22 protein-coding genes and 1 pseudogene are annotated in these 24,929 nt (G+C 73.0%); 16 read left to right on the top strand and 7 right to left on the bottom strand.

From position 1 onward, the window contains the following. The coding region (locus ABZ806_RS27140; RefSeq protein ID WP_500220216.1) for a hypothetical protein at positions 1 to 212 on the bottom strand (212 nt) is incomplete at its 3' end. Positions 213 to 614: 402 nt separating this feature from the next. After that, the gene (locus ABZ806_RS27135) at positions 615 to 2,075 is read right to left on the bottom strand and encodes a PucR family transcriptional regulator (RefSeq protein WP_500220215.1); all 1,461 of its coding nucleotides are present in this window, start codon (positions 2,073 to 2,075) and stop codon (positions 615 to 617) included. 96 nt (positions 2,076 to 2,171) lie between these two features. Between ABZ806_RS27135 and uraD the strand changes: the two genes are divergently transcribed. From uraD to ABZ806_RS27080, 11 genes are all read left to right on the top strand, one after another. Beyond that, a complete protein-coding gene (uraD, locus tag ABZ806_RS27130) occupies positions 2,172 to 2,642 on the top strand; it encodes a 2-oxo-4-hydroxy-4-carboxy-5-ureidoimidazoline decarboxylase (protein WP_500220214.1) in 471 nt (156 codons plus the stop codon). After that, on the top strand, positions 2,639 to 2,953 hold the full coding sequence (gene uraH / locus ABZ806_RS27125) for a hydroxyisourate hydrolase (RefSeq protein WP_500220213.1): 315 nt from the start codon (positions 2,639 to 2,641) through the stop codon (positions 2,951 to 2,953). Before uraD ends, uraH begins: the two co-directional genes overlap by 4 nt. Before the next feature lie 5 nt (positions 2,954 to 2,958). Beyond that, positions 2,959 to 3,831, top strand: a complete 873-nt coding sequence (pucL, locus tag ABZ806_RS27120) for a factor-independent urate hydroxylase (RefSeq protein ID WP_500220212.1) — start codon at positions 2,959 to 2,961, stop codon at positions 3,829 to 3,831. 13 nt (positions 3,832 to 3,844) lie between these two features. Beyond that, complete coding sequence (locus tag ABZ806_RS27115; protein WP_500220211.1) at positions 3,845 to 4,723, top strand: FAD binding domain-containing protein; 879 nt, start codon at positions 3,845 to 3,847, stop codon at positions 4,721 to 4,723. Then, complete coding sequence (locus tag ABZ806_RS27110; protein WP_500220210.1) at positions 4,723 to 5,214, top strand: (2Fe-2S)-binding protein; 492 nt, start codon at positions 4,723 to 4,725, stop codon at positions 5,212 to 5,214. The genes ABZ806_RS27115 and ABZ806_RS27110 overlap by 1 nt, the downstream gene beginning before the upstream one ends. Beyond that, on the top strand, positions 5,211 to 6,575 hold the full coding sequence (locus ABZ806_RS27105; RefSeq protein WP_500220209.1) for an 8-oxoguanine deaminase: 1,365 nt from the start codon (positions 5,211 to 5,213) through the stop codon (positions 6,573 to 6,575). Before ABZ806_RS27110 ends, ABZ806_RS27105 begins: the two co-directional genes overlap by 4 nt. 62 nt (positions 6,576 to 6,637) lie before the next feature. Continuing rightward, positions 6,638 to 8,905, top strand: a complete 2,268-nt coding sequence (pucD, locus tag ABZ806_RS27100; RefSeq protein ID WP_500220219.1) for a xanthine dehydrogenase subunit D — start codon at positions 6,638 to 6,640, stop codon at positions 8,903 to 8,905. Beyond that, positions 8,902 to 9,705, top strand: a complete 804-nt coding sequence (locus ABZ806_RS27095; protein ID WP_500220208.1) for a hydroxypyruvate isomerase family protein — start codon at positions 8,902 to 8,904, stop codon at positions 9,703 to 9,705. The genes pucD and ABZ806_RS27095 overlap by 4 nt, the downstream gene beginning before the upstream one ends. Beyond that, positions 9,690 to 11,060: an amidohydrolase family protein gene (locus ABZ806_RS27090; protein ID WP_500220207.1), complete on the top strand. Its 1,371-nt coding sequence runs from the start codon at positions 9,690 to 9,692 to the stop codon at positions 11,058 to 11,060. Before ABZ806_RS27095 ends, ABZ806_RS27090 begins: the two co-directional genes overlap by 16 nt. Beyond that, positions 11,057 to 12,070 carry an allantoicase gene (gene alc / locus ABZ806_RS27085; protein ID WP_500220206.1) on the top strand — a complete coding sequence of 338 codons (1,014 nt, stop codon included), beginning with the start codon at positions 11,057 to 11,059 and terminating at the stop codon, positions 12,068 to 12,070. The genes ABZ806_RS27090 and alc overlap by 4 nt, the downstream gene beginning before the upstream one ends. A gap of 154 nt (positions 12,071 to 12,224) precedes the next feature. Beyond that, positions 12,225 to 13,568: an alpha/beta fold hydrolase gene (locus ABZ806_RS27080; protein WP_500220205.1), complete on the top strand. Its 1,344-nt coding sequence runs from the start codon at positions 12,225 to 12,227 to the stop codon at positions 13,566 to 13,568. A gap of 87 nt (positions 13,569 to 13,655) precedes the next feature. On the opposite strand, the gene ABZ806_RS27075 is transcribed toward ABZ806_RS27080, so the two are convergent. Continuing rightward, positions 13,656 to 13,892 (bottom strand): DUF397 domain-containing protein, encoded by a 237-nt coding sequence (locus tag ABZ806_RS27075; protein ID WP_371938953.1) that lies wholly within the window; start codon positions 13,890 to 13,892, stop codon positions 13,656 to 13,658. 87 nt (positions 13,893 to 13,979) lie between these two features. Next, complete coding sequence (locus tag ABZ806_RS27070; protein WP_500220204.1) at positions 13,980 to 14,627, bottom strand: TetR family transcriptional regulator; 648 nt, start codon at positions 14,625 to 14,627, stop codon at positions 13,980 to 13,982. A 213-nt stretch (positions 14,628 to 14,840) separates the two neighbouring features. On the opposite strand from ABZ806_RS27070, the gene ABZ806_RS27065 reads away from it, so the two are divergent. From ABZ806_RS27065 to ABZ806_RS27055, 3 genes are read left to right on the top strand one after another with little or no spacing between them, the layout of a single operon-like run. Further along, a complete protein-coding gene (locus ABZ806_RS27065) occupies positions 14,841 to 16,490 on the top strand; it encodes an AMP-binding protein (RefSeq protein ID WP_500220203.1) in 1,650 nt (549 codons plus the stop codon). Continuing rightward, complete coding sequence (locus ABZ806_RS27060; protein ID WP_500220202.1) at positions 16,491 to 17,597, top strand: acyl-CoA dehydrogenase family protein; 1,107 nt, start codon at positions 16,491 to 16,493, stop codon at positions 17,595 to 17,597. Beyond that, positions 17,598 to 18,770, top strand: coding sequence for an acyl-CoA dehydrogenase family protein (locus ABZ806_RS27055; protein WP_500220201.1), 1,173 nt, complete (start codon positions 17,598 to 17,600; stop codon positions 18,768 to 18,770). It begins immediately after the preceding gene. 3 nt (positions 18,771 to 18,773) lie between these two features. Here the strand turns inward: ABZ806_RS27055 and gad are convergent, their stop codons facing one another. Next, positions 18,774 to 20,204: a glutamate decarboxylase gene (gene gad, locus ABZ806_RS27050; protein WP_500220200.1), complete on the bottom strand. Its 1,431-nt coding sequence runs from the start codon at positions 20,202 to 20,204 to the stop codon at positions 18,774 to 18,776. 113 nt (positions 20,205 to 20,317) lie between these two features. Next, positions 20,318 to 20,989, bottom strand: a complete 672-nt coding sequence (locus ABZ806_RS27045) for a TetR family transcriptional regulator (RefSeq protein ID WP_500220199.1) — start codon at positions 20,987 to 20,989, stop codon at positions 20,318 to 20,320. 177 nt (positions 20,990 to 21,166) lie between these two features. On the opposite strand from ABZ806_RS27045, the pseudogene ABZ806_RS27040 reads away from it, so the two are divergent. Then, a pseudogene (locus tag ABZ806_RS27040) lies at positions 21,167 to 22,775 on the top strand (MFS transporter); the annotation flags it as partial. A gap of 10 nt (positions 22,776 to 22,785) precedes the next feature. Continuing rightward, positions 22,786 to 23,469, top strand: a complete 684-nt coding sequence (locus tag ABZ806_RS27035) for a rhomboid-like protein (protein WP_500220218.1) — start codon at positions 22,786 to 22,788, stop codon at positions 23,467 to 23,469. 7 nt (positions 23,470 to 23,476) lie between these two features. Here the strand turns inward: ABZ806_RS27035 and ABZ806_RS27030 are convergent, their stop codons facing one another. Next, positions 23,477 to 24,733 carry an RNA polymerase sigma factor gene (locus ABZ806_RS27030; protein WP_500220198.1) on the bottom strand — a complete coding sequence of 419 codons (1,257 nt, stop codon included), beginning with the start codon at positions 24,731 to 24,733 and terminating at the stop codon, positions 23,477 to 23,479. Positions 24,734 to 24,929 lie beyond the last annotated feature (196 nt).

Below are 24,929 nucleotides of genomic sequence, written 5' to 3'. Positions count from 1 at the left end.
GCGATCGCAGCCAGCTCCCGCGCCTGAGCCCAAGAGGTCTGACGCCGCGCAGCGGCCGCGACCTGCAGAAGCTCATCATCGCCCAGATCGACCAGACGGTTCTTCCCACCAGACAGACAGATCGCCAATTGCGGGCCGGGCGGAAACCACTCCCGATCTCCCCATTCACGCCGACCACTGACAATTTCAACAACCCCGACGGGCGCTGCCACGAAGGCTCACCTCCCAACCCACAATTCCTGCACCAATCATACGCGACACCCACACCAACAATGCTGGACAATCCAGACACGCCACATTTCTGTCACCACATTTCTTCTGACCGCGCGCCGCGTTATGGGAAACGTGCGCGCCCGCGGCACAGGCGCCCTAGCTGACGGTCTTTCCGCGCGGAGCGCGGCACCGACAGCAACCCCGCACCAACCAGCAGATGAACACCCCACCCAAACCGACCACCGCAACCAACGTGACAGCAACCGGCAACACACAGAAACGGGCGCAGCCACCTTCGGAAGGCCACCTCAACCGCCCACCCACGGAAACCACACAAAAACCGATAAAAAGAAGAGCCCGGCCATGCGCGCGGCATTAAGGAACGAGACAGACAGGAACCGTCACGTTAGGCGCAGAGCCAGGAAGAAGTCGACGCAGTCTTCCAGACGGGAAAGGTCGCGCCCGGTCAACTCCTCAATGCGCTGGATCCGATACCGGACGGAGTTGACGTGCAGGTGGAGTTGCTTGGCGCAGCGCGTCCAGGAGCCGGAGTTCTGCAGGAACGTTTCCAAGGTCCGGACGAGGTCGGCGCCGTGGGTCTTGTCGTACTCGTCAAGCGGCTCCAGAAGCCGTGCCTGGAAGATCCGGCGGACGTCCTCCGGGACGCTCGCCAGCAAGAGGACGTGGGTGGCCAGTTCGTCGTGCCGGACGACGCACATCGGCGAAGGCCGGGTCACGGCGAGGCGGCGGCCGTAACGAGCCTCTTCGATGGCCCCACGCAGGTCGGCGCCCGAGACGGTATCGCTCACCCCGACCGCGTCGCTGCCCCCGACCGCGTCGCTGACCCCGACCGCGAGCCCGCCGCCCCCCGTCAGGCCGGGCGCCAGAAAGTCCAGCGCACCCTCGATCGCGGCGGCGACGTCACCCTCAACGGACGACGGCACGACTGCGAGCACCTCGTCCTCCAGCAGGCAGGTCACCGGGGACGGGAGGATCTCGGCGAGGACGGCGCGCACATCGTCCGGCCGCAGCGCACCCCGCCCGGACGCGGCGACGGCGACGAGGGGGACTCCGGCGGGCAGGCCGAACTCGTCCGGGGAGCCGGTGCGGAGGTCGGCGGTGCGCGGGGCGTCCAGGCGGGTGCGTTCAAGGGCGACGATCGCGGCGAGTTCCGTGGTGAGGGCGCGGCGTTCGGCGGGCCAGTCGGTGAAGTCGCCCTCGAAGGCGATGAACCAGTCGGCGATGCGCGGGGTGTCCGCGCTGACCGGAAACAGGGACGCGCCGAGGCCCGGGACGTGGCGCGGCAGGCTGGGCGCGGTGAGGAAGGCGCGGGCCAGACCGGCCGGGTCGAGCGGGGGCGGCCCGGCGGTGACGCGGCCGGTCGGGGTGAGGACGTGGCAGTGGCCGACCAGGTCGAGAACGGCGCCGAGCCCGGTGCCTTCGACCAGGCGGCGATGCCGGTCCAGGACGGCGGCGAGGTCGGCGGCGCGGGCACCGGACAGGTTCCGGACGACCTCCTCGGTGACGGTCGCGAACGCCACGTCCTCGGGGACCTTGAACAGGGGCAGGCGATGCCGGCGGCAGGCGTCGACGAGGTCGTCCGGGACGGTGCCGAGCGTGAGGTCCCAGGCGGCGAGGCCCGACACGCCCGCCGAGGCGAGGGCGCGCACGAACGTCTCGGAGTCGGCGGGGCGGGTCCGCCAGACGAGCCCGGTCAGCACGAGTTCCCCGCCGCGCAGGTAGCGGCCCGGGTCCAGGAGGTCGGTGGTGACGACCCACCTGATCGCGCGGTCCAGTTCGTCCGCCCCGGTGACGACCTCCAGCCGGAGCTCGGGCATGGCGAGCAGCGAACGCAACCTCATATGTAGAAAGCTACAAAAGGACGCGGGTGACCGGGACCACAGTTCGGACGTCCTGTCCCTCGACCGGTCCCGGGGCGGCTGTGTGTACTGGCAGATGTGGACCTGAGTGAGGCGGACCTGGCGGCGTGCTGCGCGTCCAGGCGATGGGTCGCGGCCGTCTCCGGGCAGCACGACGATCTCGACGCGCTACGCGCCGCTTCACAACGCGTGCTGGACGACTTGGCGTGGCCCGACGTCGAGGAGGCGCTCACCGCGCACCCGCGCATCGGGGAGCGGGCCCGAGGAGGGGGCAGGGACGCGGGCTGGTCACGCGGCGAGCAGTCCGGCATGGACGATGCCGCGAAGGAACTGCGGGATGCGCTCGTCGAAGGCAACCGGGCTTATGAGGAGCGTTTCGGGCATGTGTTCTTGATCTGCGCGTCCGGACGGTCGGCCCTGGAGATGCTCGCGGATCTTCGGGAACGGCTGGGGAATGACGTGGAGACCGAACGAGACGTCGTCCGGAGGGAGCTGGCCGCGATCGTCGATCTGCGACTGGCGAAACTGGCGAGGGAGAACGGCGGATGAGCCTGTCGACGCACGTGCTGGACGCGGCGAGGGGGCTGCCGGCCGCGGGCGTGGCCGTCCGGCTCGACCGGCGCGAGGACGACGGCGGCTGGACGACGCTGGCCGAGGCCCGGACCGACGCCGACGGCCGGATCAAGGAATGGGGCGCACAACCCGGCACGGGCGTGCACCGGCTGACGTTCGAGACCGCCGGCCTGTCGGACTTCTACCCCGAGGTCGCCGTGACCTTCACGATCGACGACCCCGATCGCCACCACCACGTCCCGCTGCTGATCAGTCCGTTCGCGTATTCGACCTACCGGGGGAGCTAGCGGCGATGGCCATCGTGCTCGGACCCAACCGCTACGGGAAGGCGGAGACCCGCGTGGTCCGCGTGACCCGCGACGGCGGCACCCATCGGCTCAAGGACGTCAGCGTCAGCGTGTCCCTGTCCGGTGCGATGCACGACGTGCATCTGACCGGCGACAACGCGGCCGTCCTGCCGACCGACAGCCAGAAGAACACCGTGTTCGCGTTCGCCAAGAAGCACGGCATCGGCGCGATCGAGGACTTCGGGCTGCTGCTCGCCCGCCACTTCGTCATGTCCCAGCCCGCGGTGACTCACGCCCGTGTCGAGATCCACGAGTACGGCTGGAGCCGGATCGCGGGCGGGCACTCGTTCGTCCGGGACGGCGGCGAGGTCAGGACGGCGCTGATCCACGGCAGCGCGGAGTCGGAGTCGGAGTCGGAAACGGTCGTGTCCGGCCTGACCGACCTGGTCGTCCTGAACTCGACCGGCAGCGAGTTCCACGGGTTCGCGCAGGACGAGTACACGACGCTCGAACCGACCGACGACCGCGTCCTCGCGACGGCCGTGACCGCGCAGTGGCGGCACAGAACCACCGAAGCAGCATGGGACGACTCGTACCGCGACGCCCGCGACGCCCTCCTCGCGGCGTTCGCCGAGACGCACAGCCTGTCGCTCCAGCAGACGCTCTTCCAGATGGGGCGCCGGGTCCTGGCCGAACGCGGCGAGATCTGCGAGGTCAGGCTGTCGATGCCCAACAAGCACCACTTCCTGGTCGATCTGGAGCCGTTCGGCCTGGAGAACGACAACGAGGTCTACTTCGCGGCGGACCGCCCGTACGGGCTCATCGAGGGCACCGTCCTCACCGACGACGCGCCCGACGCACCGTCCGCCTGGAACTGAGGACTCTGCAGACATGGACTTCCTGCGACCCCTGACCTGGCAGGACGCGCTCGACGCCAAGGCGGCGCGGCCGGGCGCGCGGCCCGTCCAGGGCGGCACCGACGTCATGGTCGAGATGAACTTCGACCGGGACCGGCCCGAGGCGCTGCTCGACCTCACCGGGATCGGCGCGCTCGCCGAATGGGACATGGCGGACGGACGCCTCCGCGTCGGCGCCGGCGTCCCCTACGCGCGCCTCATCACCGAACTGGGCGAGCACCTGCCGGGTCTCGCGCAGGCGTCCCGGACGGTCGGCTCGCCGCAGATCCGCAACCGGGGCACGGTCGGCGGCAACCTCGGCGCGGCGTCGCCCGCCGGGGACGCCCATCCGCCGCTGCTGGCCGGGGACGCGGTCGTCGAGGTCGAGTCGGCGGCGCGCGGCGTGCGGATGATCCCGGCCGCCGGCTTCTTCACCGGCGTCAAGAGGAACGCGCTCGCGCCGGACGAGCTGATCCGCGCGTTCTGGACGGTCCCCGCGTCCGGCCCCCAGTACTTCTCCAAGATCGGTACCAGGAACGCGATGGTGATCGCCGTGTGCTCGTTCGCGCTCGCCCTCCACCCGGAGGAGCGCCGCGTCGGCACGGGCCTGGGCTCCGCCGCGCCGACCCCGCGCCGCGCGACCGCGGCCGAGACGTTCATCTCGCACGAACTCGACTGGGACGGCCGCGGCCCGCTCCCCGAAACGGCCCGGCAGCGTTTCGCGGAACTCGTCAGGGAGGCCGCGTCCCCGATCGACGACGTCCGCGGAACGGGCGACTACCGCAGGCACGCGCTCTCCGTGATGGCGCGCCGCACGCTGACCTGGGCATGGGACGACTACAGGGCGGGAACGTCCGGAAGGAGGGCGTCCTGATGCGCGTGACCGTGACCGTGAACGGCTCCGCCGAAGCCGTGGACGACGTGTGGGAAGGCGAGAGCCTCCTCTACATGCTGCGCGAGCGGATGGGCCTCCCCGGCTCGAAGAACGCCTGCGAGCAGGGCGAATGCGGTTCGTGCACCGTCTACCTGGACGGCGTTCCGGTGTGCGCGTGCCTGGTCGCGGCGGGCCAGGCCGAGGGCCGGGACGTCATCACCGTCGAGGGTCTCGCCGAAGGCCCTCCCGGCACGTCCGGCGAGGAGCGGCTGGATCCCGTCCAGGAGGCGTTCGTGGAGGCGGGCGCCGTCCAGTGCGGGTTCTGCACGCCCGGCCTGATCGTCCAGTCGCACGACCTGATCGCGCGGAACCCGGCGCCGACGGACGCCGAGATCCGCGAGGCGCTCGCCGGGAACCTGTGCCGCTGCACCGGCTACGAGAAGATCCTGGACGCGGTGCGCCTCGCCGCCCGCCGGAGGGCCGCCGAATGATCATCGAGAACGCGCACGTCGTCACCGTCTCCGGGGACGAGTACCCGGACGGCCACATCGTCATCGACGGCGACCGCATCACCGCCGTCGGCCCCGGCCCCGCCCCCGCTCCCGACGACCCCGACGCGCCCGACGACCCCGAACGGGTCGACGCGCGCGGCTGCCTGGCCACGCCCGGCCTGGTCAACACCCACCACCACCTCTACCAGTGGGCCAGCCAGGGCATGGTCACCGACGGGACGCTCTTCGAATGGCTGAGCACCCTCTACAAGCCCTGGTCGAAGATGGACGCCGAGGTCGTCGCGGGCGCGGCGACCGCCGGCCTCGGATGGCTCGCCAAGTCGGGCTGCACGACGTCCACCGACCACCACTACCTGTTCCCGAGCGGGCGCGGCGACCTATTCGCGGCGGAGATCGAGGCGGCGCGCGAGGTCGGCGTCCGCTTCCACCCGTGCCGCGGCTCGATGGACCGCGGCGAGTCGCAGGGCGGCCTCCCGCCGGACGAGGTCGTCGAGGACCTCGACACGATCCTCGCCGCGACCGCGGAGGCGATCGACCGGTACCACGACCCGTCGCCCGGCTCGATGCTGCGCGTCGCCGTCGCGCCCTGCTCGCCGTTCTCCGTCACCCGCGACCTGCTGGTCGAGTCGGCGCGGCTGGCGCGCGACAAGGGCGTCCGGCTGCACACCCACCTCGCGGAGACGACGGACGAGGAGGAGCACACCCGGGAGCAGTTCGGCATGACGCCCGCCGAGTACATGGACTCGATCGGCTGGCTCGGCCCGGACGTGTGGCTCGCGCACTGCGTCCACCTCCACGACACCGACGTCAAGCGGCTGGCCGAGACCCGCACCGGCACCGCGCACTGCCCGAGTTCCAACGCCCGCCTCGGCGCCGGGATCGCACGCGTGTCGCACCTGCTGGCGGCGGGCGCGGCGGTCGGCCTCGGCGTGGACGGGGCGGCGTCCGCGGAACTCGTCCCGCTCGCCGGGGAGCTGCGGCAGGCCCTCTACATGCAGCGCGCCCGCTACGGCCCGACGTCCCTGACCGCCCGGCAGGCGCTGGAGATGGCGACGCTCGGCGGCGCCCGCTGCCTCGGCCGCGAGGACGAGATCGGCTCCCTGCGACCCGGCAAGCTCGCCGACATCGCGCTGTGGCGGATGGACGGCTTCCGGGCGGCGATCGACGACCCGGTCGTCGCGTTCGCGTTCGGCCCGGTGCCGCCGCTGGAGCGGCTCCTCGTCGGCGGGCGGACCGTCGTGGACGGCGACGCCCTCGTGACCGTCCCGCAGGACGAGGCCGCGCGGCGCGGAGCCGCCGCCCACCGCCGCCTCATGCGGCTCGCGGAGGAGGTGCTCTGATGGCGTCCCCGCTGGACCGGGCCTCCCCGGTGAAGAGCCCCGGCCACGTCGCCGCGCCCGGAATGGGCGGAGTCGGGGAGAGCCCGCTGCGCCCGGACGGGACGCTCAAGGTCGCGGGCGAGTTCGCGTACGCGTCCGACCTGTGGATGGACGGCATGCTGTGGGGCGCGACGCTGCGCAGCCCGCACCCCCGGGCGTTGATCGGGTCGATCGACATCGGGCCGGCGCTGGCGCTGCCCGGCGTCCGCGCCGTCCTCACCCACGAGGACGTGCCGGGCCGCCCGATGTTCGGCATCGACCACACCGAGGACCAGCCCGTCCTCGCGATCGACCAGGTCCGGCACCAGGGCGAGCCGGTCGCGCTGGTCGCCGCCGACCATCCGGAGACGGCGCGCCGCGCGATGGAGCGGATCGCCGTCGGCTACGAGGTCCTCGAACCGATCACCGACCCGCGCGCCGTGATCGCCGATCCGGAGCGGCTGAAGGTCCAGGACCGGGGCGGCATCACCCGGTACCAGCCCGTCCGGGTCGGGGACGTGGACGCCGCCAGGGCCGGCGCCGACGTGGTCGTCTCGGGGGAGTACGAGGTCGGCATCCAGGACCAGGCGTTCCTCGGGCCCGAGTCGGGGCTGGCGATCCCGTCCGAGGACGGCGGCGTCGACCTGTACGTCTCGACCCAGTGGATCCACAACGACCTCAAGCAGATCGCGCCCTGCCTGGGCCTCACCGAGGACCAGGTGCACATGACGCTCGCGGGCGTCGGCGGCGCGTTCGGCGGGCGCGAGGACCTGTCGATGCAGATCCACGCGGGCATGCTCGCCCTGCACACCGGCCGGCCGGTGAAGATGTCCTACAACCGGTACGAATCGTTCTTCGGGCACGTCCACCGGCATCCCGCCCAGATGCGGTACGAGTACGGCGCCACATCGGACGGCCGCCTCCTGTACGCCGACGTCGAGATCGTCCTGGACGGCGGCGCGTACACGTCGTCCACCATGAACGTCGTCGGCAACGCGGCCTCGCTCGGCGTCGGGCCGTACGAGATCCCCAACATCAGGATCGACGGGTACGGCGTCTACACGAACAACCCGCCGTGCGGGGCGATGCGCGGGTTCGGCGCCGTCCAGGCGTGCTTCGCCTACGAGTCGATGATGGACAGGCTGGGCGACGCCTGCGGGCTCGGTCCGGTCGAGATCCGCCGCCGCAACGCCGTCTCGCAGGGATCGAGGCTCGCGACGGGCCAGGTCATCGAGTCGCCGGCGCCGCTCGCCGCGATGCTGACGCGGCTGGAGGCGATGCCGATGCCCGCCGGCGCCGACACGACCGACCTCCGGAACCTGCCGGGCGGCGTGTCGCAGACGACGCACGGCGAGGGCGTCGTGCGCGGTGTCGGGTACGGCGTCGGCATCAAGAACATCTGCTTCTCCGAGGGCTTCGACGACCTGTCCACGGCCCGGGTCCGGCTGGAGGTCATCGGCGGCGAGGCGACCGCGCTCGTCCACACGGCGGCGGCCGAGGTCGGGCAGGGGCTCGTCACCGTCCAGGCGCAGGTCGCGCGGACGGAGCTGGGCGTCCAGCGGGTCGTGATCGCCCCGGCGGACAACGGGGTCGGCGACGCGGGCTCGTCCAGCGCGTCGCGCCAGACGTACATGACGGGCGGCGCGGTCAAGGCCGCCTGCGAGGCGGTGCGCGCCGAACTGCTGGCGCTCGCCGGACGCCGCCTCGGGCGCGGCGACCTGAACGTCGCCGGCGGCAAGATCGTCTCGCGGGCGGACGGCGTGCTCGGCACCATCGAGGACGTCCTCGGCTCCGCCGTGATCGAGGAGACCCGCGAGTACCACCACCGGCCCACCGCCCGCATGGACCCGGTCACCGGGCAGGGCCGCAGCCACACCCAGCTCGCGCTGTGCGTCCACCGGGCCGTCGTCGACGTGGACGTGGACCTCGGCCTCGTCAAGGTCGTCGAGCTGGCCGCCGTCCAGGACGTCGGCCGGATCATCAACCGGCTGTCCCTGGAGGGCCAGATCCACGGCGGCTCCGCGCAGGGACTCGGCCTCGCCGTGATGGAGGAGATCGTCGTGGCGGACGGGCTCGTCCGGAACCCGTCGTTCACCGACTACCTGATCCCTACCATCCTGGACATGCCGCCCATGCAGCTGGACATCCTGGAGAATCCCGACCCGGAGGCGCCGTACGGCCTGCGCGGCGCGGGCGAACCGCCGACCCTGTCGTCCACGCCCGCCATCGTCGCCGCCATCCGGGACGCGACCGGCCGCGCCCTCGCGCGCGTGCCCGTCCGCCCCGAGCACATCGTCCAGGAAGCCCCATGACCAGGCGGTTCGCGGTCAACTGCTCGATCCTGTTCACCGAGTTCCCGCCGCTGGAGCGTCCGGCGGCGGCGCGGGCGGCGGGGTTCGGGGAGGTGGAGTCCTGGTGGCCGTGGGACGGTGAGCTGGAGCCGTCCGGCGCCGGCGTGGACGCGTTCTGCCGGGCAATCGAGGACGCCGGCGTGCGGCTCATCGCGCTCAACCTGTACGCGGGGGACATGGCGGCGGGGGACCGGGGCGTGCTGTCCGACCCGTCCCGGATCGAGGAGTTCCGCGGCAGCCTCGACGCGCTGCACCGGATCGCCGAGCGCCTGGGCACCCGGTCGTTCAACGCGCTCTACGGGCAGCGGCTGGACGGCGCCGACCCCGCCGAGCAGGACCGGGTCGCGACCTCGAACCTCGTCCACGCCGCCGCACGGGTCGCGGACCTGGGCGGCACGCTGCTGGTCGAGCCGCTGGCGCGCGGCCTCAACGGCGCCTACCCGCTGGAGACCGCGGCCGACGTCGCCGCAGTTTTGGAACGCGTCCGGGCGGAGGGCGCCGAGAACGTCCGGTTCCTGTTCGACACGTTCCACCTGGCGACGAACGGCGACGACCTGGAGAAGGCCGCGCGGGAACACGCCGCCGACATCGGCCACGTCCAGATCGCGGACGCGCCCGGCCGCGGGCGCCCCGGCACGGGCGCCATCGACTTCGACCGCGTCTTCGCCGTCCTCGACGACATCGGCTACGGCGGCCGGATCTCCCTCGAATACGTCCCTCGAGGCCCGTCGGCGGAGGAGTTCGGGTGGACGACCTCCTGATCAGATCGCGCCGGACCGTGCTCCCCGACGGCGAGCGCCCCGCCGCGGTCTCCATCCGGGACGGCCGCATCACCGCGATCTCCGACCACGCGGACGGCAAGCCCGCCGCCGCCTCGGTCGACCTCGGCGACGTGGCGCTGCTCCCCGGCCTCGTCGACACGCACGTCCACATCAACGAGCCCGGCCGCACCGAATGGGAGGGCTTCGCCACCGCCACGCGCGCGGCGGCGGCGGGCGGCGTCACCACGCTCATCGACATGCCGCTCAACTCCCTGCCGCCGACCGTCGACCCGGCCGCGCTGGCCGCCAAGCGGGAGGCCGCCGAGGCCGCGTGCGCCGTGGACGTCGGCTTCTGGGGCGGGGCCGTCCCCGGCAACCGGGCCGCCCTGCGCCCGCTGCACGACCTGGGCGTCTTCGGGTTCAAGTGCTTCACCTCCGACTCCGGCGTCCCGGAGTTCCCGCCGCTCTCCCACGATGAGATGAGGGAGGCGTTCCAGGAGATCGCCTCCTTCGGCGGGCTGGTCATCGTCCACGCCGAGGACCCGGCCGCGCTGAGCACGCCCTCCGGCGGCGGCTATCCGGAGTTCCTCGCGTCGCGGCCCCCGTCCGCCGAACGCCGCGCCGTGGAGCAGGTCGTCCGGTTGGCGGCGGACACCGGCGTGCGCGCCCACATCCTGCACCTGTCCGCCGCGGACTGCTTGGACGTCCTCGCAAAGGCCCAAGCGGACGGCCTCCCCGTCACCGCCGAAACCTGCCCTCACTACCTAACCCTCGACCAAGCAGATGCTGCTCATCTGGGGGGCGACCCCCAGACCCCCGAGGGGCGGTCACCGGAGCCGCTTGCTCCGCTGCGCTCACCGGTGACCGCGTTCAAGTGCTGCCCGCCCATCCGCGATGCCGCCAACCGCGAGCGGCTCTGGCAGGGGCTCGCCTCCGGTGTGGTCTCCTGTGTCGTCACCGACCACTCGCCCTGCACGCCGGAGTTGAAGCGCGGCGACTTCGCGACCGCGTGGGGCGGCATCGCGTCCCTCCAGTTGGGCCTGCCCATCGTGTGGACGGCCGCGCGCGAACGCGGGTACCGCCTGCACGACGTCGTCCGCTGGATGTCCGAGGCGCCCGCTGCCCTGGCCGCCGTCCCCGGCAAGGGCGGCATCGCCGTCGGCAACGACGCCGACCTGGTCGCCTTCGCCCCCGACACCCCGCTCACCGTCGACCCGGCGGCCCTCCACCACCGGCACCCGGTCACCCCCTACGAAGGCCGGACGCTGACGGGCGCCGTCCAGACCACCTGGCTGCGCGGCGTCCCCGTCGGGGACCGGTCCGCCGGACGGCTCCTCGCGCGGGAGGCGAGATGACTGAGTTCACGTCACTGCCGGACCTGGCCGTCCGCACGCTCGGCGGCGCGGTCATCGCCGCGAGCGACGAGTCCTTCGCGGAGAAGGAGAACCTGGTCAACCCGTGGGCGCCGGCGTTCGCGCCGGAGACCTTCGGGCCGAAGGGCCAGCTGTACGACGGCTGGGAGACGGCCCGGCGCCGCGGCGGCGGCCACGACTGGGCGCTGATCAGGCTCGGCCTTCCCGGCGTCGTCCGCGGCGTCGTGATCGACACCGCCTGGTTCAAGGGCAACTACCCGCCGCGCGCGTCCGTCGAGGGCTGCGCCGTGGACGGCTACCCGGCCGACCTCTCCGGCGCCGACTGGGTGGAGATCGTCCCGGAAAGCCCGCTGAAGGGCGATACGGCGCATGCCTTCCCGGTCCCGGTGGAACGCCTGTTCACCCACGTCCGGCTGAACATGTTCCCGGACGGCGGCATCGCCCGGCTCCGCGTCCACGGCGAGGTGGTCCCCGACCCGCGCCTCCTGTCCGGGCTGACCGTCGACCTCGCCGCCCTGGAGAACGGCGCCCGCGTCGTCGAGTGCTCGGACATGTTCTACTCCTCGCCCGACAACATGCTGTTCCCCGGCCTGGCCCGCAACCAGGCCGAAGGATGGGAGACGGCCCGCCGCCGCGACGGCGGCCACGACTGGGCGGTGGTCCGCCTCGCGGCCCCCGGCGTGATCAGGCTCGCCGAGATCGACACCGCGAACCTGAAGTTCAACGCGCCCGCCGCCGCCGCGCTGCAGGGCCTCGACGCCCGCATCGCCGCCCCCGACGACTGGCGCCCGCTCCTGCCCCGCACCGCCCTCCTGCCCGACACCCGGCACCGGTTCCGCCTCACCACGCCCGAGGTGACCCACGTCCGACTGGACATCCACCCGGACGGCGGCATAGCCCGCCTCCGCCTCCTGGGCGACCTGACCCCGGACGGCACCCGGGAACTCGCCGCCCGCCGGGCCGCGCTGACCCGGCAGGCGAAGCCGCGCTGACGCAACATTCGGCAGAGTATTGACCGCCGCTAGAAATCTGCCTACATTCTGAGCACTCCGCCCACCCGAGTCGCGCCGGCGTCCCGCAATATTCGACAAAAATCTGACGCCCGCGACTGGGGGATTGTGAAAATCCGGCCCAGGAGGAACCCTCATGACACGACTCCAGGCAGGTCTCCTCGCCGTCGTCCTGGCGGCGCCCGTGGCCCTCGCACCCGCCACCGCCCACGCCTCCGCAGACCCCGCGCACTACACCGGGACCCTTCCCGACGGCGCGACCTGGATCGCGGACGTCCCCGCCCGCTGGAACGGCACACTCATCCTGTTCAGCCACGGGTTCGGATCGCTCAGCCCCGCGAACCGCCCGAGCGACGCCGCCGGGAAGGCCCTCCTCGACCGCGGCTACGCCCTCGCCGGCTCGTCCTACGACCCGGACGGCTCGCTCTGGGCGCTCGGCAGCGCCGTCCGCGACCAGATCGGCACCGGTGCGGCCGTCGCAAAGATCATCGGCAGCCCCCGCCGCACCCTCGCGCTCGGCCAGTCCATGGGCGGCCTGGTCAGCGCCAAGCTCGCCGAGACCCGGGCCGTGGACGGCGTCCTCACCACCTGCGGCATCGTCGGCGGCGGCGTCGACCTGAACAACTACCAGCTGAACGCGGGCCACGCCATCGCGACGCTCCTCGCCCCGGACGAGGACATCAAGCTCGCCGACTACACGTCCCCCGCCGAAGGCGCCGTCGCCGGCGCCCAGCTCACCCAGGCCGTGCAGGGCGCGCAGGCCACCCCGGCGGGCCGGGCCCGCATCGCTCTCGCCTCCGCCTTCCTGAACCAGTCGTCATGGTTCGACGGCGACACCGAACCGCCCCGCCACGACTACGCCGCCCAGGAGGTGCAGCAGTACCGGTGGCTGGCCTCCGGTGTCCTCGGCTTCGTCTTCGGCGGCCGCTACTCCATCGACCAGGCCGCCGGCGGCGACAGCGCATGGAACCAGGGCCTGGACTACTCGCGCCTGCTCCGCGAGTCCGCCAACCTCCGCCAGGTCGGCGCCCTCTACAAGAAGGCGGGCCTGAGCCTGAAGGCCGACCTGTCCGAACTCACCGCGACGGCCGCGAAGCAGGTCGAACCCGGGCCCCTCGCCTGGATGACCCGGACGTCCGAACCCACCGGGCGCCTGACCGTCCCGACGCTGACCATCCACACGGTCTCCGACCAGCTCGTCCCGGTCGAGCACGAGAACGAGTACGCCAGGGCCGTCCGCGCCGCGGGCCGCACCCGCCTCCTGCGCCAGGCCTACGTCCACCGCGTCGGCCACTGCAACTTCACGGCGTCCGAATACGTGGCGTCCCTCCAGGCCCTGGAGAAGCGCGTCACGACCGGCCACTGGCCCGGCACGAGCGCCGAGTCGCTGAACAGGGCCGCCGCGACCCTCTCCCTGGACGCCTCGGCCTTCCTCCGCTACCGGCCGAGCCGCCTGGTGGCGCAACCGTCCCGTCCGTGACCGAAAGGGCCACCGACGTCGAGGACGGCCGACACGAGAACGCCCCCGGCCGGGGGCTGGGGGCTGGGGGCGTTCTCGTGTTCGGCGTCAGGGGGCCTCGGTGGGGTCCTCTTCCAGGAGGTCGTCGAACTCGCCGTCCTTGACGCCGGCGATGAAGGCGTCCCACTCGGCCTCGGTGAAGTAGAGGATCGGGCCCTCGGGGTTCTTGGCGTCGCGCATGACGACGGCCCGCTCACCGAAGTCCTTGTGCTGGACGGGGACGTCCTTGCCATCGACGAACTCGATGATGACCCCGTCGCTGAGGATCGGTTCCTGCTCGGTCACTGGCACACCTTCTTCTTCCCGGCTCCTGTCGGGACCCAAGGCTAGTGGGGAAGCGGGCCGCGACACAGGGGAACGGGTCGGCGACGGTCAGGGATCGATGAGCAGGCGGGCGGCGGTGATCTCCAGCCGGGACTGGATCTCCTCGGCGGTGGCGTTGCCGCGCAGCATCTCGATCATCTCCATGGTCCAGATGCCGGACAGCGCGCGGGACGCGAGGCGGCGCGGGTCGTCGGCGGGGATGTCCTCCGGCGGGCCGGACGCGGTGCGCAGCAGCAGCTCGCTCATGCGCTCGCCGAAGTCGGTCTTGACGTCCGACAGCAGCAGGGAGCGGATCAGCGCCTCGGCCAGCTCGGGCTCGCGCATGAGCCCGCGAGTGGCGCGCATCAGCACCTCGACCGCGCGCTCGGGGGCGGCGCCGCCGCGGGGCGGGCGGCGCTCGATGCTGCCTTCGAGGAGGTCGATCTCCTCGCTGACGACGGCGACGACCAGGTCCATCTTGGACGGGAAGTAGCGGTACAGCGTGCCGAGCGCGACCCCGGCCCGCTCGGAGACGGTGCGCATCTGCATCGCCTCGATGCCGCCGCGCGAGGCGAGCGCCGCGGCGGCCTGCACGATACGCTTGCGCCGCTGGTGCTGGCTGCGGGAGCGCACGCCCTGCCCGCTCGCGGGGCCGGCCGCCTGTCCCGCCGGCTGACCCCGGGTCCCGTCCCCGGTCACTGTCGGCTCTGCGGTCACGGTCGTCATCCCTTCTGTGCGGGCTCGGTCGCCCGACGCGTCGCCCTCCAGCGTACAGCCTTGTGAGAACGTGTTATCTGAACGGCCGACTGCGGCCGTGCGCGGGCGGTCCCCGGTTCGCCCGATCGGCCGTGCCCCAGCAGGGTAAGGGGCTGGTGAATCAGGACGATCAGGCCTCTGGACACAGACTAGAATCTGTTCTACTTTTTCGCCGTGGGCGGGGTCCGGGAGGTGGGCATGGTGAGCGTCGCGGCGCTGCTGGAGGCGCGGGCCGGGGACGGCCGGCCGGGGCTGCGGTCCGCCGGCGATGGCCGCGCCTGGACATGGCGCGAGGTCGTCGCCGAATGCGCCGTCCGCGCCGCCTGGATGGCGGGCCGGAAGGGCGCGGAGCGGCCCGTCCACGTGGGCGTGCTCCTCGACAACCTGCCGGAGCTGGTCTTCCTGCTCGGCGGCGCGGCCCTGTCGGGCTCGGTGGTCGTCGCCCTGAACCCGACCCGGAGCGCGGCCGAACTGGCGGGCGACGCCGAGCGCGCCGACTGCGACCTCGTCGTCGCGCAGTCGCGCTACGCCGGGCAGGCCGCCGCCCTCGGGGTGCCCGTCCACGATGTGGACGCCCTGCCCGCCGAGCTGGCCCCGTTCGCGGGGGCCCCGCTGCCGGACACCTCGGCGATCGGCCCGGCCACGCTGCTCATGCTGATCTTCACGTCCGGGACGTCCGGACGGCCCCGCGCGGTCCGCGTCACCCACCGCAAGATGGTCGTGCCGGGGGAGATGCTCGCCGAGCGCATGCTGTCGGCCGAGTCGGTCGTCTACTGCCCCATGCCGCTGTTCCACTCCGGCGCGGTCATGGCGGCCTACGCGCCCGCGCTCGCGGCGGGCGCCGAGCTGGTGCTGCGGGCGCGGTTCTCGGCTTCCGGCGTCCTGCCGGACGTGCGCGCCCACGGCTGCACCTACCTGCACTACGTCGGCAAGGCGCTGTCCTACGTGCTGGCCACACCGGCCGCCGAGGACGACGCCGAGAACCCGCTGCGGTTCGCGTTCGGGAACGAGGCCGCGCCGCTGGAGCAGAAGACGTTCGGAGAGCGTTTCGGCTGTTTCGTCATCGACGGCTACGGCTCGACCGAGACCGCGATCTCGCTGGCGCCCGACCCGTTCGGGCCGTCCGGGGCGCTCGGGAAACTGCCCGGCGACGTCGCGGTCCTCGACCCGGCGACCGGCGAGCCCTGCCCGCCCGCCGTGTTCGACGGCGCGGGACGGGTGGTGAACGGCGACGAGGCCATCGGCGAGCTGGTCAAGCTGGGCGACCTCGGCCTGTTCGACGGCTACTACAAGGAGGACGCCCCCGACCGGCTCCGCGACGGCAAGTTCTGGAGCGGCGACCTCGCCTATGCCGACGGCGACGGCTACGTCTTCTTCGCCGGGCGCAGCGCCGACCGGCTCCGCGTGGACGGCGAGAACTTCGGCGCCGTCCAGGTGGAGCGCGTGCTGGCGGAGCTGCCCGGCGTCCGACAGCTCGCGGTGTACGGGGTCCCGGACGCGGCGTCCGGCGACCAGGTGATGCTGGCCATCGCCGCCGACGGCTTCGACCCCGACGCGTTCGCCGGCTACCTGCGCGGGCGCGCCGACCTGAGCCCCAAGTGGCCGCCCCGGTACGTGCGGGTGGCGCGGGACCTGCCCGCGACCGCATCCAACAAGATCCTCAAGCGCCGGCTGGCCAAGGACGGCTGGCGCACCGAAGACCCGGTGTGGTGGCGGCCCGGACGCGACCTCGCCTACCGCCGGATGACCGCCGAGGACGCCGCCCGCCTACGGGCCGAGTTCGAGCGGTGCGGCCGGCTGCACCTCCTGGAAGGGAGCGGATGAGTGGACTTCAACCTCGACGAGACCCAGCAAGAGATCAAGGGCCTCGCCGCCGGAGTGCTCGGGCGCGAGGCCGCGCAGGAGCGGCTGGAGGCGTTCGAGAAGAGCGGCGCGCCCTATGACGACGTGGCGTGGAAGGCGCTCGCGCAGGCGGGGCTGCTCGGCATCGTGCTGCCCGAGGACGCCGGCGGCGCCGGGCTCGGCCCGGTCGAGCTGGCGGTGATCCTGCGCGAGGTCGGCCGGCATGCCGCGCCCGTCCCGGTGTACGCCTCGCTCGCGCTCGCGGCCGTCCCGATCGGCGCGCACGGCACGCCGGAACAGCGCGCCCTGCTCGCGCCGCTGACCGAGGGCGCGACGATCCTGACCGGCGCCTACCGCGAGGTCGGCCCGGCCGGCGAGATCGCCGCGACGGCCCGCAGGGACGGCGACGGCTACGTCCTCGACGGGGTGAAGACGTTCGTCCCATACGCGCGCGAGGCGTCGCGGATCCTCGTCCCCGCGCGGGTCGAGGGCGAGGGCGTCGGGGTCTTCCTCGTCGAGCCCGGCGCCGTGACGATCACCGGGCAGCCGTCGGCGACGAGCGAGCCCCTGTCCCGCGTCGCGCTGGACGGCACGCGGGTCGGCGCCGGCGCGCTGCTCGGCGGGACGGCGGACGGCGCCGCCTGGGACACCCTCCGCCGCTCGGCCGTCGCCGGCGCGGTCGCGATCTCGTCCGGCGTCATCGAGGGCGCGCTGGAGCTGACGAAGGAGTACACCAAGACCCGCGAGCAGTTCGACCGGGCGCTCGCGCAGTTCCAGGCCGTCACGATGCAGATCGGCGACGTCTACATCGCCAAGCGCGCGCTGGACGTCGCCGTCTGGGCGGGCGTGTGGCGGCTCGCGCAGGGCGCCGGCGACGCCGAGGAGGTCCTCACCGTCGCGGCCTACAACGCGTGCGACCCCGTCATCAAGGCCCTGTACACCTGCCAGCACCTGCACGGCGGCATCGGCCTGGACGTCACCTACCCGCTGCACCGCTACTTCGCCTGGGGCAAGCACTGCGGCCACCTGCTCGGCGGCGCGGAAGACCGGCTCGACGCGCTCGGCGCGCTCATCGCTCAGGAGGCCTGAATGTTCATCGACCTGACCGACGAGCAGAAGAAGCTCCGCGCCGAACTGCGCGAGTACTTCGAGAACTGCCTGACCGCCGAGCAGCGCGCCGCGATCGCCGCCGACCCGTTCGGCACCGCCTACATGGAGCACTGCCGGCGGCTCGGCCGCGACGGGATGCTCGGCGTCGCGCTGCCGAAGGAGTACGGCGGGCGCGGCTACGGACCCGTCGAGCAGACGATCTTCGCGAACGAGATCGCCCGCGCCGAGGTCACCTACCCGCTGATCACGCTGAACTCGGTCGCGCCGACGATCCTGCAGTACGGGTCGGACGCGCACAAGGAGTTCTTCATCCCGCGCATCCTCGCGGGGGAGTGCCACTTCGCGATCGGCTACAGCGAGCCGGGCGCCGGCACCGACCTCGCCGCGCTGCGCACCACCGCGGTGAAGGACGGCGACCACTACGTCGTCAACGGCCAGAAGATCTTCACGTCCGGCGCGCACTACGCCGACTACGTGTGGCTCGCGGCCCGCACCGACCCGTCCGCGAAGAAGCACAAGGGCATCTCGATGTTCATCGTCGACTGCGCCGACCCGGGCTTCTCCTGGACGCCGATCATCACGATGGACGGCGCGCACCACACCAACTCGACGTACTTCCAGGACATCCGCGTCCCGGCGGACATGCTCATCGGCGAGGAGAACAAGGGCTGGGACCTCATCGTCAACCAGCTCAACCACGAGCGGGTCACGCTCGGCCCGGCCGGCAACATCGGGCACACCCGCATCCGGTTCGAGCGCTGGGCGCGGGCCGCGTCCGGGCGGGACGGGCGCCCGCTCATCGAGGAGCCCGCCGTCCGCCGCGCGCTCGCCCAGGTGCACGCCTACCTGCGCGTCAACGAGATGCTCAACTGGCAGGTCGCCGCGAACCAGGACCTCGGCTGGCTCGGCGCCGCCGACGCGTCCGCCACGAAGATCTACTCCTCGGAGCGGATGCAGGAGGTCGGCCGCATCGTCGGCGACGTCCTCGCCCGCTACGGCGACCCCGGCGACCCGGAGACCGCGGACTTCACGGCCTCGCTCGACCGGCTCGCCAAGGGCGCGCTCGTGCTGACGTTCGGCGGCGGCGTCAACGAGATCCAGCGCGAGCTGATCGCGATGATCGGCCTCGGCCTGCCCCGCGCGCCCCGCTGACCGTCAGGAGGTCTTCGCCGCCGGCGCCTTCTTGGGTTCGGCGCCGTGCGCGAAACCGGTCGTCCCGTCCGCGCCCCGCCGCGGCTCCCGCTGGGCCTCCAGCCGGGGCAGGGCGCGGCGGAGGTCGTCCAGGAACAGGTCGGCGAGGTCGTGCCCGAACCCGTTGCGCACCACCACGCGCAGGACGGCGAGGTCGGTGCGGTTCTCCGGGAAGGTGTAGGCGGGCACGAGCCAGCCCGCCTCGCGCAGCGCCGCCGACACGTCGAACACGGTGAAGCCGCGGACGTCCTCCCGCGCCCGGAACGCGAACACCGGGATGTCGCCGCCGTCGGTGAGCGGCTCGAACGGGCCGAGCCGGCCGATCTCGGACGCCAGCCGCGTCGCGACGTCCCGGCACGTCCGCTGGACGCGGCGGTACCCGTCGAAGCCGAGCCGCAGGAAGTTGTAGTACTGGGCGACGACCTGCGCGCCGGGGCGGGAGAAGTTCAGCGCGAACGTCGGCATGTCGCCGCCGAGGTAGTTCACCCGGAAGACCAGGTCCTCCGGCAGGGCCTCCTCGTCCCGCCACAGCGCCCAGCCCACGCCCGGCATGACCAGCCCGTACTTGTGGCCGGAGGTGTTGATGGACGCGACGCGCGGCAGCCGGAAGTCCCAGACCAGGTCGGGGTCGAGGAACGGCGCCACCATCGCGCCGGACGCGCCGTCCACGTGGACCGGCACGTCCAGGCCGGTGCGCCGCTCCAGGTCGTCGAGCGCGGCGGCGATCTCCGCGACGGGCTCGTAGCTGCCGTCGAACGTCGACCCGAGGACGGCGACGACCCCGATGGTGTTCTCGTCGCACAGCTCGACGGCCTCGCGCGCGCCGAGGTGGTAGCGGTCGCCCTCCATCGGCACGTAGCGGGGCTCGACCTCGAAGTAGTTCGCGAACTTCTCCCAGCAGATCTGCACGTTGACGCCCATGACGATGTTCGGCCGGTCCGCGGGCTCGCCCGCGGCGCGCCGCCGCCGCTGCCAGCGCCGCTTGAGGGCGAGGCCGCCGAGCATCGCCGCCTCGCTGGACCCGGTGGTCGAGCAGCCCACCGCGCGGCGCGGGTCGGCGGCGTGCCACAGCCGGGCGAGCATGTGCACGCAGCGCAGCTCCAGCTCGGCGGTGCGCGGGTACTCGTCCTTGTCGATCATGTTCTTGTCGGCGGACTCGGCCATCAGCCGCGCCGCCTCCGGCTCCGCCCACGTCGACACGAACGTCGCGAGGTTGAGCCGCGCGTTCCCGTCCAGCATCAGCTCGTCGTGGACGACCTGGTACGCGGTGCCCGGGTCGAGCTCGCCGGCGGGCAGCGCGTAGCGCGGGATCGTCAGCGGTTCGCGGCTGAAGATCGGGTTGACCTCCAGGTCGCGGCGGCCGCCCCCGCCGCCATGCGGATGCTTCAGCGCCATGCCGCGCACCTACCCCCGCCCCCGGCCGCCACACTCGGCGCGCGGTATCGCTACTCGGCCGGGACCGCCGGGTCGTCGAGGCGGGCCGTCGAGGCGGGCCGTCGCGGGGACGGCTACTCGGCGGGGTTCACCGGGTCGTTGAGGCCGTTCTCCAGGATGGCGAACGCCTGGTCGACCGCCTCGGAGAGGGTGGCGAACGTCCCGCCCATGCGGCCGACGGCGTCGGCGGCGGACTGGAAGCCGCAGTGCGCGGCGGCGGTGACGACGTGCGGGCGCAGGTCGGCGGCCGGGTCGAGGCCCATCCGCCGCGCGACGATGTCGGTCAGCAGCGCCTGCTTGCGCTGCGCGTGCTCCAGGCTGCCCGCCATCAGCGCGGGGCTGTCCTTCACCAGCGTCAGCATGCACTCGAAGCGCCCCGGCTCGAAGCCGAGTTCGCCCGCCTCGCAGGCGCGGGCGATCTCCACCGCGGTGCGCCGCAGCGCGGTCATGATCGGCTCGTCGGCGGGACGCGCGGCCAGCGCCGCCGCCACGGCCTGGACCTGCTCCTCCTGGAAGGTGAGCGCGACGTCCTCCTTCGAGGCGAAGTAGCGGAAGAAGGTGCGGGACGAGACGTCCACGGCGTCGGCGATCTCCTCGACGGTGGTGGCGTCGAACCCCTTCTCGGCGAAGAGGACGAACGCGGCGTCGATGAGCGCCTCGCGGGTGCGCTGCTTCTTGCGCTCGCGCCTGCCCGGGGGCTGGGGTCCGAGACAGGACGCGCCGGTCTCGGGGGCGGTCGCGGTCATGGGCGCAGTGTAACCAGCGGGTGAACGCACGCCAAGTGGCGGACGGCGAATTCTGTCGTAAGCTGAATCCTGTCCTTGTGTGACCTCAGGCAGTTGACGACAAGTGTCATGCCATGACACTTTGAACCCCTACCAAGCCGGAGGTCGCAGATGACTCATTCCCAAGGCGCCGACATCCTGGAGAGCGGCGCCGCCGACGTCCCGCCGCGCGACCGGACCCGTGCCCGACCATCGAGGCGCGGGCACGGGCATCCATGGCTCACCCTCGCCGCCGTCGCACTCGGCGTGATGATGGTCGGCCTGGACGCGACCGTCGTGTCCATCGCCAACCCTGCGATCGCCAAGGACCTGGACGCGAGCCTGTCCGGCCTGCAGTGGGTGACCAACGCCTACCTGCTGGCGCTCGCCGTCACGCTGATCCCCGCCGGGAAGATCGCCGACCGGTTCGGGCGCAAGCGGACGTTCCTCGCCGGAGTCATCGGGTTCGCCGTCTCCTCGGTGCTGATCGGGCTGTCCGGCGGGCTCGGCATGGTGATCTTCTGGCGGGTCGTGCAGGGCTTCGCGGGGGCGCTGCTGCAGCCCGCCAGCCTCGCCATCCTGCGCAACACCTTCCCCGCCGAGCGGCTCAACACCGCGATCGGCGTCTGGGGCGGCACGCTCGGCGTCTCCATCGCGGGCGGCCCGATCGTCGCGGGCCTGCTGGTCGAGAACGTCAACTGGGAGTCGGTGTTCTTCCTCAACGCCCCGCTCGGGCTGGTCGCGCTGCTGGTCGGCTTCTGGGTGATCCGCGAGTCGCGGGACGAGCAGGCCGCCGGCTCGTTCGACCTGAGCGGCGTCGCGCTGCTCAGCGGCGCGCTGTTCGCCCTGGTCTGGGGCCTGATCAAGGCCGGTGAGAACGGGTTCGGGGACGCCGTCCCGCTGGTCTCGTTCGTCGCGTCCGCCGTGCTGTTCGCCGTGTTCGTCTGGAACGAGCAGTGGGTGGAGAGCCCGCTGCTGCCGCTCGGCCTGTTCCGCTCGGTGTCGCTGTCGGCGGCGACCGGGCTCATCGTCCTCGGCTTCTTCGCGATGTTCGGGACGATCTTCTTCCTCACCCTCTACCTGCAACAGGTGCACGGCATGAGCCCGGTGGACGCCGGCGTCCGGCTGCTGCCGATGACCGCCGTGTTCATCGTCGCGTCCCCGATCGCGGGCGCGCTGACCAGCAGGTTCGGCCCGCGGCTGCCGCTCGTCCTCGGGATGGTCTTCACCGCCGTCGCGATGTTCGGCCTGTCCCGGATCGGGGTGGACGCCGCCTACGTGCAGCTCTGGCCGTGGTTCATCCTCATCGGCCTGGCGTTCGGGATGGTCCTCGTCGCCGGGACCGAGGCCATCGTCGGCAACGCGCCCGCCCACCTCGCGGGCGTCGCGGGCGGCTTGCAGCAGACCGCCTCGCAGGTCGGCGGCGTCCTCGGCACGTCGGTGCTGGGTGTGCTGCTGTCCACCAGGGTCGGCGACGTGCTGTTCGGGCGGCTGACCGGCGCGGGCGTCCCCGCGCCCGCGGCCCAGCAGCTGGAGGGCGCCGGCGGGCTCGTGTCGCAGGGCGTCGCGCCCGTCCCGCCCGGCACACCGGACCAGACCGCGGACGCCATCACCACCGGAAGCCACCTCGCGTTCATGGACGGCTTCCAGGAGTCGCTGAGCGTCGCGGCGGCGGTCGCGCTCGTCGCCGTCCTCGCGGCGCTGCTCGTGCGGCGCGGCAACGCCCCGGTCGACGGCGCCGCGGCCGTCTGAGGGCGCCGGGTTAGGCTGCCGGTGTGATGGGTGCGGGTGGGCCGGCCGCGTTCGCGAGGCGGTACGCGATGCCGCTGACGTTCCTCGGGCTGTTCGCCGCCGTGTGGACGGTGCAGGCCCTCGTCCTGCCGCCGCACGCCCGGCACGCGCTGATCGCCTGGGCCAGCACCAACCTGGCCAACCTCGCGGTCGACCCGGTCGGGACGATGGTCGCGTCGGCGTTCGTCGCCGAGGGGGCGCAGGGCGTGCTGATGGTCGCGGCGGCGATCGGGCTGTTCCCGCTCACCCGCCGGTTCGGGAACCTGCGGGCCGTGGTGCTCGTCGCCGCCTCGCACGTCCTCGGCACGCTGGTCAGCCAGGGCATCGTGCTCGTGCGGCTGGAGGCGGGGCTGCTGTCGGACTCGATCCGCACGATCCCGGACGTCGGCCCGTCCTACGTGCTGTGCGCGGCGCTCGTCGCGGCGTTCCTGTACGGGCGCGGGCGGGTGCGGCGGCTGCTGGCGCTGGCCGGCTGGTGCGCGCTCGTGCCCGTCCTGCTGGACGGCCTGCTCGCGCTGCGGGTCGCCGCCGTCGGGCATCTGACCGCGATGCTCGCCGGCGCGCTGATCGGCGGGCTGCTCCTGCTGCTGGAACGCCGCCGCGCGGTGGTGCCCGCCGCCGGCACCGCTGCCGCCGGCACCGCGCGGCCCGGACGGGTCGCGGGCGCCTGACGCGCTGTCAGCCCTGCCCCGGCTCCGGGGCGGGGTTGGCGGTCGGGCTCGGGCTCGCCGTCCCGGAGCCGTCCGCGGGCGGGGTCGACGGGGGATCCGTCGGCGGCGTGGCGGGCGGCGTCGAGCCGTCGTCCGGCGGCGTCGCCGGGTCGGTGGACGGCGGCGGTGTGGTCGCCGGGGGAGTCGTCCCCGGGTCGTCCGGCGTGGTGGACGGCGCCTCCGGCCGCGACGGCGTGTCCGACACGGGCTTCTTGTCCGGAGACGGCTTGCCGGCGGGCGACGTCGCGGGCGGCGCGGGCGCCGTCCCGCCCGGGGTACCGCCCGCCTGCTGCGGCGGGTCGTCGTAGGCGCTGGTCACCGGGTTCCCGGACGGGCTCGGCGAACCGCCCGTCGACCGCTCGGCCCCGGTGCGGCCGGGCAGCGGGTTCTGCGGGACGCCGCTGGTCTGCGCGGACGCCGGGTGCGTCTGGCCCTCGCTCGCCGACGGCACCATCGAGGCGCTGCCGCCGCCCTTGGCCGTCGGCCAGGAGACGAGCAGCCCGATGACGGCGGCGGCCGACGCGGCGACGCCCGCGGCGGCGCCGAGGCCCTTGGACATGCCGCCCGAGATGCCGCGCTTCGGACGCTCCCTGCGCTCCCCGCCGATGACGACGAGCGGGCTCGGCGCGGCGACGCTCGGCAGCGGCCGGGTGGCCTCCTCCTCGCAGGCGGCCAGGACGCGGTCGCGCAGCCAGCCGGGCGCGTGCGCCGGGGCGCGGCGGGCCAGCAGCCGCGGCAGCCGGCCCTTCTCGAACGCGGCGATCAGGTCGAGCTGCGGCTCGGTGGTGCCGCGCATGAGGAGGTCGAGGACGGCCCGCTCCAGCCGCGTCCGCGCGGCGGCGAGCAGCTGCAGGACGGTGTCGGGGGCGATACCGAGGACGCGGGCGATGTCGTGGGGTTCGAGCCATTCGCCCGCCCACAGCAGCAGGACCTCGCGGTGGTCGGAGCGCAGCCCGCCGGCGGCGCGCAGCAGCGGGTCCGGGTCGGCGAACAGCATCCCGCCCTGGACGGCGAGCTCGCCGGTGAAGGCGCCGCGCTCGGCGCAGGCCGTCCGGGACAGCGCGTACAGCCAGAGCACGCTGTCGCCGCGCGGCGGCTGGTGCACGGCCGCGTTGAAGGTGTCGCCGACGGCCGCCGCCGCCAGCTGGTCGCCGACGAGCGACCAGCAGTACGCGTACAGGCGGTCGGCGTGCGCGTCGTACAGCGAGCCCAGGTCCCCGCGCATGTGCCCTCCCGTTCCCGCCCGCCTCGTCCGGCCGTCCGACTGGTCGGCTGACAAATGGTTCATACAGCAGATCAACGGGACTCTAGCGCTTCAGGTCCATGCCTGAGAAGTCCGAGATCGGACGGTATGTCGAATAGCACGGAAGGTAGCCGGGGTCCCTGCGGACGGTGATGTTCACGGAGATTTAAGGAAGTTC

The organism is Spirillospora sp. NPDC047418, from assembly GCF_040643275.1.
In the GTDB taxonomy this organism is placed as follows: Bacteria; Actinomycetota; Actinomycetes; order Streptosporangiales; family Streptosporangiaceae; genus Spirillospora.
This window is presented reverse-complemented; position numbering and strand designations above follow the sequence as displayed.